Annotated in this window: 4 protein-coding genes and 1 pseudogene; all 5 read right to left on the minus strand. The window is 62.4% G+C overall.

What is annotated here, in order from left to right:
- The coding region (locus SPI01S_RS21255) for a tetratricopeptide repeat protein (RefSeq protein WP_157084831.1) at positions 1–194 on the minus strand (194 nt) is incomplete at its 3' end.
- A gap of 1915 nt (positions 195–2109) precedes the next feature.
- Positions 2110–3069, minus strand: coding sequence for a CsgG/HfaB family protein (locus SPI01S_RS21260; RefSeq protein WP_066727314.1), 960 nt, complete (start codon positions 3067–3069; stop codon positions 2110–2112).
- A gap of 143 nt (positions 3070–3212) precedes the next feature.
- Complete coding sequence (locus SPI01S_RS21265) at positions 3213–6269, minus strand: response regulator (protein WP_373278329.1); 3057 nt, start codon at positions 6267–6269, stop codon at positions 3213–3215.
- Positions 6270–6686: 417 nt separating this feature from the next.
- The gene (locus SPI01S_RS21270) at positions 6687–7664 is read right to left on the minus strand and encodes a glucokinase (RefSeq protein ID WP_066727316.1); all 978 of its coding nucleotides are present in this window, start codon (positions 7662–7664) and stop codon (positions 6687–6689) included.
- Positions 7665–7914: 250 nt separating this feature from the next.
- Positions 7915–8897, minus strand: a pseudogene (locus SPI01S_RS21275) (aldo/keto reductase).
- Between the last annotated feature and the right edge of the window lie 1521 nt (positions 8898–10418).

Consider the following 10418-nt stretch of genomic DNA (forward strand, 5'->3'; position numbering starts at 1 on the left):
TGAGCCAAGGCTAGCGCCTGCTGATACTCTCGCGCCGCATGGGCAGGACGGCCTAGGTCCAGCAACGCGTTGCCGCGGTTGTTCAGGATCGACATCCGCAGGTTGCGATCGCCCGCATATGCATCCAGGGCAGCCTGGAAATAGCGGAGAGCCGATCCGCTATCGCGCGCGCGATTGTAGAGGCTAGCTATCATCACCAGTGCTATGGCCTGCTTGCGCGGCTGGCGGAGGCTGCGGAACAGATTGTGCGCCTGCTGAAATGATTCGAGGGCTACGGCAGCATGGTTGCGATTTTGTTGGATTCCCCCCCCAAGTCATCAGCAGATCCGCGTGCAGAACCGTCTTTGGCCAGCGCTTACGCGCATCATCGAGTGCCCGGGAGACCACCGGTTCAGCTTCGGCATCTCGATCGAGGCGGGATAAGGCTTCCCCTTCGAGCCAGCGGGCCTTCGTGGCGAGCAAGCCACTTGCAGGATCTTTGTCCGCCTCGCGTTCGGCGACACGCGCAGCCCCAAGCGCCTCCTCGGGACTGCCGAACATTCGGTTGATGGCTCGAGCGATCTGCTGCTCAGCAAGCGGCGCTTGCGCGCGGGTAGGAGCTGCGACCAGCATCGCCGCACCAAGCATGATCGCGCGTGTTCGCATTGTACCCCGAAGCGCAGAAAGTGCACTTCCAAGTTATAGGAACGTCGCCGAACCTGCCGTCACTCCGACGAACTACGGAGGCAGACGAGCGAGACTGCATCATAGTGCAAGCGCGGCATCGGGAAGCCACACAGGGCGCCCGCTGCGAAATGAAGATACCCAGGCTAGACGCGGTGCGCGAACAGCTTCGCCGCGCTGAACTCCATACATATGGTCCTCGGCATCACCGCTGCAGCGGTTGCAGCAGTTCGATTCGATCGGAGCCCTCCGCAAGCCGGTGATCAACCTGCCGGTGCCGTCCCCCAGCAGTACGAACGCTGCTGGGCTCGAAGGTTTGAGGAGAACGCGGCCGAGAGGGGGGTGGCGGGTCGTCTCCAACACAGATGCTCGGAGATAAAACCTGGCCCGCCCTGCGCGTGAGACGAAGTTTTCGGCAAGGGCTCGAGCATCCGGTGCGCACCGCGGCGGCCGGGTACTCTGTCGAGCGATGCCGGCGGTTCTGTTTCAACCACTCGCTCGTCGAGAGACCGGCGCGATCACTTCAACTACCGAGAAGGAGTATGCGTTAGGCTGTAAGATCTAGGTGCCGCCCCCTGCGGAAGGAAAGCTTCATTCCGAATTCAGGCCCCTATTGCGGTTGGGGGGGGGACGGCTACTGTGCGTTAGTGGCTGCCTTGCGCCGTGTCCAGCTTTCTGATCGCACGCCCGCATGCGCTGTTCATGTGACACAGCTTGCCTCAGGTACGATCGCCCGGCTCCTGGGCCAGCACGTACGAACTTATCAGTGCCCAGACTTCAGGTCTGCAAAGCCTGAACTACCGTAGGATCGACAGCTCGCGTCCCTTTCGTGCAGCGAGTCGTTGACGGCCGTGGCCTTGCCTGCGCGCGGTCGCTTAACTTTGCATGCACGGAGCACCCGGCTTTCCACTTAATTGTGCCTTGGAGCAGTACGGTCCATTTAGTCCGCGTCGGACTGGAGGCTCAGGCGTCCAGACTAAGCACCTCTCGAAGCTTCCGCTTCGAGCGTGGCGAGGAAGAGCCCGCTCCGTTCACCCCCTTGCGGAGGCGGGCTCTTCTGGCCCAGAGCATCCCCTGCCTTGCTGCTCCACGTTGCGCGAGAGGGGGAACTCAACCTAAATGGCTGCACCGAGCTCGTGGTCAGGATGGACTAGGTCTATGCTCGACTTTCGCTCGGGAGGCATCCCAGATGGCAGCGTCCACGGCGGCGAGACATAGACTTACCAGTTAGCCAAACTCATTCATGCGACACTCGCGGCTGAAAGCAGTTGCGGGTTGCACGCGAGCTCGGGTGCCAATCTGGGGCACCCATGCAGCCAAAGCCAAAGTCCACTGCAATGCTTTCGAGCCGGGCGTCGGTGATCTACGGAACGGCATACTGCTGCCTCGAGCGGCTCGGGTCTACCGCCGAGGGCGTCCTGTGGCCGACCCGGAACCCGCGGCTGATCAGTTCGATGGTGCAAGCTTGGTGTTCAGCACCCAGCCGACATTGTCGTTTTCGTCGGCGACTTCCCACCACAGGCCGTCCTTCTTGCCTGTCGGGTAGAGGATCGCGCCGACTGGCACCGTGCGGGTTACCTTGCCGGTCGGGGCGGGCATGCTGCGCATCGCGACTGGCGCCTGGGCGGTGAAGGTCTTGGTCGGCGCCGCCTGGGCGGTACCCTCGTCGCCCGGCCGCACAAGGCCGAGTTCGTTGACCATCTTCGAATAGGCGTCGATGAACGCTAGCGTCACGATCCGGCCGATATCCGTATTGTCATAGCCACCACCGACGGCACCTAGGCCGCCACCGATGAAGCCGAGGCCACCGCCGGCACCCCAGCTTACGCTGTTCTTCGAGGCGTAGCCCTCCTGCGTCGAAATCGTCTCGGTCGTGCGAACGTTGGTGAGCGAGAGGACCGTGTTCGCCTCCATCTTGCGCGACTTGATGCCGCCCAGCAGACCACCGATCGGTCCACCGAGAACGCCGCCAGCGGCACCTGCCACGCCGCTACCCGCCGCGTTGCGGTTCGACGCCTGCACCTCCGCAACAAGGACATAGTCCGCCGCCTTGATCTGGCCCTGGCCGACGTTGGCGCCGCGCTGGTGGCCGAGATCGCCGCCGATGTTGCGCTCCAGCTGCGCCGCCTGCAGGCCCGAGCCGCGGTCGACGAGATTGAAGCAGCCCGAACGCTGCACCAGCACCTTCAGCAGCTTCTGCGGTGGCGCCAGCGAGTATTGCGTCCAGCCACGGGGATCGTCGCCATCGACGATCGAAAGCGTGCCCAGCTTGCGCGCGCAATGGGGCACGTCCTGCATCGCCTGTTCCTGCGTGCGCTGCGTCCTGGTCGGCTTGCCCTGGGCCAGCGCAGGCGACGAGACGCCGCACAAGAAAACGGCTGCGGTTGCGGCCAGGAACTGCTTCATCTCTCTACCCCGTCAATGATCGATTTCGTCCGCCGGACCTAGCGCAACGCAGTGCCCACGCAAGAGAGAACACACCGTCTTCGAAACACTGCGAATAACTGGATGAAGCCTTCGTGGTGCCAGCGCCCCGGACGGACGCTCTTCTACCGCTTCGCGCGGTTCCAAGACCCGATTGCAGCGCTCAACATCTCCTCGGCCTTGTAGGGCTTCAGCAATATCGTAGCGTCTCCGACCGCTTGACTGATCTGCGAGTCGTCGCCGCAGGCGAATACCACCCTCAGCTGAGGGAACCGAGCTACGGCGCTCCTTGCAAGCTCCACTCCCGACTTTCCCGGCAGGCCCACGTCAGTGAGCAATATGTCGATCGTACGCGACTCCAGTAGCTGCTCAGCGCTCTCTGCACTCGATGCCTCGATAATCGAGAAGCCCGCATCCGCTAGCACCTCCGCCGCGTTCAATCGGATGAGGTCGTCATCTTCGACGAGAAGGATGGTGCAGCCAAGGGCCAGAGACTGCTCGGCACATGCTTTGACAGCTGCTTGGGCAGGCTTCACAGAGGACACGTGCAGATCATTGCGCTGCGCCTGGTTCCCAAGAACGTGGCGCACCTTCCGGGCTAGTGCTTCTCGCGTGTAGGGCTTGGAGAGCAGCTCTACGCCCGGATCCAGGCGACCATGATGCACGATCGCGTTCTCGGTGTAACCGGAGGTGAATAGGACGCCGACCTTCGGCAGCCGTTCCTTGGCCTTGCGCGCCAGTTCCGGGCTGCGAAGTGGCCCGGGCATCACTACGTCGGTGAACAGCAGGTCGATGGGGATGCCGCTCTCGATCACGTTCAACGCGCTCATTGCGTCGCGAGCCTTCAACACCCGATATCCAAGTTCCGAAAGAAGCGCGACGGCAGTCTCCCGCACTCCATCGTCGTCTTCGACGACCAGCACGGTCTCGGATCCTCCTCGCACTGGAGCTGCGCTGATATCGGTGAGGACATCTTCTTCCTGACTTTCACGAGGCAGGTAGAGCTTGATCGTGGTGCCCTCGCCAACTTCGCTATAGACTTTCAGATGTCCACCGCTCTGCTTGACAAGGCCGTGCACCATGGAGAGGCCGAGCCCCGTGCCCTTGCCCTCCGGCTTCGTGCTGAAGAATGGTTCGAACACCTGTTCCAGGATGTCCTTCGGGATACCCGAGCCGGTGTCGGTCACCGCGATCATGACATACTGGCCAGCCTTTACCTCATCATGCTGCCTGGCGTACTCATCGTCGAGGAAGGCATTGCTCGCCTCGATCGTAAGGCGGCCGCCGTCCGGCATCGCATCCCGGGCGTTGATCGCCAGGTTCAGGATCGCGTTCTCGATCTGGCCTGGATCGATCAGGGTGTTCCAGAGGCCACCGGACACCACTGTCTCGATCTCTATGTCCTCGCCGATCGCACGCCGGAGAAGGTCGTCCATGTTCCGGACCAGCCGTCCCAGGTTCACTACCTTGGGCTCAAGCGGCTGGCGGCGCCCGAACGCAAGCAACTGGGAAGCGAGCTTCGCTCCGCGGGTCACGCCGGCCATTGCATTCTCGACCCGCTTTTCGGCGCGATCGTTACCCGCGACGTCTCGCGAGAGCAGCTGAAGGTTTCCGCTGACCACCTGCAGGAGATTGTTGAAGTCGTGCGCGACGCCGCCGGTGAGCTTGCCGAGCGCTTCTAGCTTCTGCGACTGGCGCAAAGCCCGCTCGGCCACTTCGCGCTCGCTTGCCTCGTGATGCAGGCGCTCCAATGCCGCGCGAAGCTCCTGGGTTCGCTCGGCGACCCGTTGCTCGAGGGTTTCGTTCAACTGATGCAGTTGATCCTCTGCTCGCTTTTGGTGAGTCACGTCATAGCCGTCGACGAAGATGCCGTAGACGGACCCGTTCGGCTCGAAGATCGGCTGATAGACGAGATGAACGAAGCGGTTCTCAGGAGGAGCGCCATGGCCTCGCTGGATCGTCACTGGCATGTTTCGTCCGACGAAGGGCTCACCGCTGGAAAACACGCCCTCGAGCAGCTCGAAGAAGCCTTGTCCGTCGATCTCCGGTAGCGCCTCGCGCACGGGCAAGCCGATCAGATGGCGGTGGCCGACGAGCTGGAGGTATGCATCGTTGACCAGCTCGAACCGCAGCTCCGAGCCGGCAAGTATGCACATGAAGCTGGGAGCCTGCTGGAAGAGGTCGCGAACGCGGTCTCGCTCGCGCGTGCGAAGCTCCATTGCTTCAGCGCTCGCGAGCCCCGCTGCGATCTGCCCTGCCAGAAGATCAAGGAAGCTGAGGTACTGCTCTTCCACCGGCCTGAAGGGGTTGAGGCCCACGACCATGGCGCCACGCGCTCCTTCTCCCGCTGGACCAGGTAGCGGAACGATGGCGACCTTGGATGGAGACCTGTTCCATGACCCCTGCGGCAGCCCGGCCGGAGCATCTTCCACGAGGATCTCGCCGAGGCCGGCGATGCGATCCAGCCGCCAGACGCGAGGCTCGCAGTGCGCGTCATCGGCCGCTATGCCGACTGCGGCAGCGAGTGCAGGCACCATTGCATCATCGAACAGGTACACGATGCTGAAGGGCAGGTCGTGCAGGTTGCGGGAAAGCCCTGACCGCACGGCCTCCAGTACGTCAGTCCGAACTTGCGCCCGTGCCAGTCCGCTAGCGAGCTCGCGTAAAGAGGCAAGCCGCCGCTCGCTGATGACTCGATCGGTCTCTTCGGACACGGCGCAGAACACCCCTTCGACAGCCCCCGTGTCGCCGAGCAGCGGACTGTAGGAGAACGTGTGGTATGTCTCCTCAGTATAGCCGTTGCGTTCGAGGAGAAGCAGCAGCGCGCGATCCCAGGTTGCCTCGCCGCGCTCGTAGACCGTGGCGAGACGATCCTTGATGTCGTCCCATATTTCCGCCCACAGTAGTCGAGTGGGAACTGCCAACGAGTTAGGATGCTTGACCCCGAGCGTGGGACGATAGGCATCGTTGTAGAAGAAGTTGATATCGGGGCCCCACCCGAGCCACATCTCGAACCTCGACGTGAGCAGCAGGCGGAGTGCGACCTTCAGGCTCTCCGGCCAGGTCGAGGGATCGCCAAGAGCAGTCGCACGCCAATCATGGGATCGCATGAGGCGCGCCATCTCGCCGTCGCCGACAAAGATCTCGCCGTAGGGCTCCTGGCCGGTAATCGTATTGGTCAAGGGCGTAGCTCCGGTTGGAACGCGGGCGCATAAAGCGGGAAAATCCGTATTGCCACAGTAATGTATGACGCCCGGGCGGCGTGCCGATCGGCAACTTGACCGGTCTCGCCATCGTGGGCGGCGCCTGGCTACCCTTGTCGCTCCGGTGAAGGCAGGAAGCCTGAGCGGCAGGGGATCGATGCCTCCGCGCTTATAAGCGAAACAACAGTGACAGAACGGATTCTGCGGCATGTCTGCGACCTTTGAAAACGCACGCGCTCCACATCCGCGGCCGACAGAAGCACGAGTGACTTGCTTCTTCCCTGTCGTTGCCGGGTGCGCGGGTGATCGGACGAGGCGTGGATCTCATCATGCCAGGCATTCACCGCCTGAACAGCGACGGTGATCAGCATCTACACCTTTGGTTCGTTCTCCCAGTCAGTGCGTCGTCAACATGGTCCTTAACGCCACCGCGGCTCCCGCAAGTTCGGGGTGCAGAAGTGTCGACAAGGCCCTGGGCACCATCGCCAGCTGCTTCTGATACGGGCTGGGCACGACGAAGTGCCTGGCCAGCTCCTCTCGCGCAAGCATCTTCTTCAGCGAGGCTGACACGCTACCGGTCAGGATCACTCCATCCAGCGCCCCGTAGGCCAGCGCCATGTTGCCCGCGTAATACCATAGCGCCGAGCACCAGGTTTTGAGCGCGGTGACTGCATGCTCGTCAACGGCGCCGTTAGCCCGCCGGATCACCTCCTTCGGATCGGACGTGGAGGGCTTCGCCCCCGCAGAGGCCGCGCATGCTGTGTACACGGCCAGAAGGCCGCCGGCCGAGAGGATGGACTCCGCTGAGGTGAAGCCTGCCCTCGCCGGCAGCGCAGATGCAGCCGCCATGACATCGGTTAGGCCGGAAGGATATGCGCAGTGACCGGCTTCCGTGGGCACGACGGTCACGCGGCCAGAGGCATCCCGCGACATCAGCGCAACACCGAGACCACTGCCTATACCGATGATGCAGTAGGTGCCCGGTCGCTGCGGATCCAGCTGCCCCGCCGAGAGGGGCTCGAGGAAACTAACCCGCATATCGCTGATGGCCCAGGCGTTCGCAGCGAAGTCGTTCAGAATAAAAGGCTCGCGCTGGAGCATGGCCGTGAGACCCGGTCGCGAAATGCGCCATCGTCCGTTGGTCACGGAGATCATGTCGCCGCGCGGCATTCCCGATACGGCAATCGCCAGCGGAATGCCGCCGCCGACCAATCCGTGCTCCCTGGCAAGCCCGCTGATTGCGCCGGACACTGTCGGTTCGGCCTCAGGAGAGAGCGTGCGAACGCTTTCACTCACCAGTGAGCAGGCATCGTCCGTGATTCCGATACGCAGTGCGGTACGGCCTACGTCTGCAACGATCGCTTGCTCGGGCATCCGCCCCTCCCTGCGGCCCTCGCACATTGCCAGGCTGCCGCCACGCGGCTTCTACGGGCGGCACAGCTGCCTGTAATCTCAGGGAATATCCGACGCGCCAATACAACTTCGAGCAAGTGCGGCTCTTGTCATCCAAAGCGCCGGGCGGTTGTGGATGGTGAAGCCTCGCCCGTCACACCAGACACGCCACATGTCCTGCACGTTGCGTCAGCCCTGTTGTGGAGCCTAGCGAGAGCGAGCCTGCTCGTCCCTATCGGTTGAGAGCAGCCATGCTTGCCTCCGGGTAGCGCGCGCCCCTCGCCGCACCTGGCGGCAGTATTGCGTCGATGCGACGCATGTCCTCGTCGGAGAGCATCACCTGGAGAGCACCGACATTCTCTTCAAGGTAGTTGCGGCGTTTGGTGCCGGGGATTGGCACGACGTCCTGGCCTTGCGCGATCACCCACGCAAGCGCGAGTTGCGCGGCCGTACAGTTCTTCTCGGCGGCCATCCGCTCGACATCTGAGACCAAGTGCAGGTTCTTCTCGAACGCCGCTCCCTGAAAGCGCGGCGAATTGCGTCGGTAATCGTCCAGGGGCAGATCATCCTGCGTCTTGAACTGGCCGGTAAGGAAACCGCGGCCGATGGGGCTGTACGCCACGAATCCGATCCCAAGCTCCCGAACGGTAGGCAGGATCTCATCTTCCGGATCCCGGCTCCACAGTGAGTATTCGGTCTGGAGAGCGCTGATCGGATGTACGGCATGCGCTCTGCGTACCGTCTCGGGCGCCGCTTCGGATAGGCCAAGGTACTTCACCTTGCCTGCCGCAACCAGGTCGGCCATCGCACCGTTTCCTCGATCGGCACCGCGGGATCGACGCGGTGCTGATAGTAGAGGTCGATCACGTCGAGACCGAGCCGCCGGAGACTAGCGTCGCAGGCTGCCCGCACATATTCGGGGCGGCCATTGATGCCCCTGAAGCCGCCGTCCTCGCCCCGCACGTTACCGAACTTGGTGGCGACGACGACCCACTCGCGCCGCTCACGCACGACGCGCCCAACCAGCTCCTCGTTCGCACCGCATCCGTACATGTCGGCCGTGTCAAGAAAGTCGACGCCCATGTCGATCGCGCGATTGATCGCCGCGATCGATTCCCGCTCGTCGCGGCCGGAGTAGAACTCGGACATGCCCATGCAGCCGAGACCGAGCGCGGCCACTTGAAGGCCCTGGCTGCCCAGCTGGCGCTTGGCCACAGTCGTCATCGGCTCAGCTCCGTTACTTCGCGACCGACACGGCGCGAGGCGTCGGTCGAGTGCGGAATGCGTCAACTGCCGATCGGTTGCGTGCCCGGGCAAAACTTTCGCTCGACCGCTCCGCCGCAGGGTTACGCGCACGCTCCTGCGCCCACAGACCCCGCGACGTTTCCTGATTCCCAAGTACCACGACGACGCTGCTCCTCGACGCCGGCGCGTCCAACCGCCGGCTCAGCAAGGATTGTAGGATCGGCATGCGGCACCATCAAGTGGGCGGCGAACGGCAAGACGTCTCGCCCCGTTTCGACGCGCGAAGATCCTGCGGATGGCCTTCACCCCTAGGAAGCTATGAGAATCTGATCGTTGCATGGTCTGATGAACGTCCATGGGCGCAACGCGTGTGGGTGTGACACACGAACGGCTAAGCTCAAACAGAAGCTGCGCCTCGCCGGGGGTTCTCGCGCGCGCGCACGGAGAGATTCTCTCTCTCTTATCTAATCTTAGAGTCTTAGATTATGATAGAGAGATCTGCGCGCGCGTGGATCCACGCGCGCGTGGATCCGTGCGCGGGAGCGCTCGCGCACGTGATCGCGCGCAATTAACCTCCACAAAAAGTTCGTCAACTCAATATTTTTGCGTTATGTCAGTGCCTTATCAATTCCCTCATATCTCAACCTTGCTGACTCCGTGCCTCGTTATGCACACATGTGCAAACTGAGGTGGTCCGAGTCGCGTCGGCGCTTTGCACACATGTGCATAATCCGCCCCGATGCACATGTGTGCATAACCCGCGGATGCACACATGTGCATAACGAGCCGCTGGATGCACACATGTGCATCGGGGCCAGCCTGAGCTTCCGTGCATGAGACGAGGCCAAGGCTTCGAGGGGCTGCGCCCCCGATGTGGTTGATCATCAAGCCAGGTGTTTGACTGACGTGACGTTCCACGCTCCTCACCTTTGAATGGGCATTTTCAGCAACTTACGACGACGCTGTAGATTAGGCCGGGATTGCGGCGGACGTCGCGCGTTGGCCGAGGACAGGCCATCCAACGCCACTCGGCCCACATCTGTGCACATGCACGTGCCCCCAGGTAGCGCCCGTTCGACCTCTAAGATGCACACATCTGCATAACGGGCCGCCCTGATGCACACATGTGCATAATTGGGCCCGATGCACACATGTGCAAAATCCGGCGGTCGGATGCACACTTGTGCATCGGGTCAGCCTGAGCCGCCCTGCATGAGGCGATCCCCCTCGTGGCCGGGCCAACAGGGGTTGCGACCCCGATGTGTTGATGATCATCAAGTCAGGTGTTTGACGGACGTCATATTCCACATTTCTCAGCTTTGAATCAGCCTTTCAAAGAACTTACGCCTATGCTGTAGACCTTCTAGTCCCGGGGGTGCCGCGGCGTCCGCGCGGTTGCCGAGGATAGGCCATCCCAATCGTTGTTCGACTGCATCTGTGCACATGCACGTGACCGAGGGTTATTGTCCGCCGCACTCTTAGATGCACACG

The organism is Sphingomonas pituitosa NBRC 102491 (genome assembly GCF_001598435.1).
GTDB lineage: Bacteria > Pseudomonadota > Alphaproteobacteria > Sphingomonadales > Sphingomonadaceae > Sphingomonas > Sphingomonas pituitosa.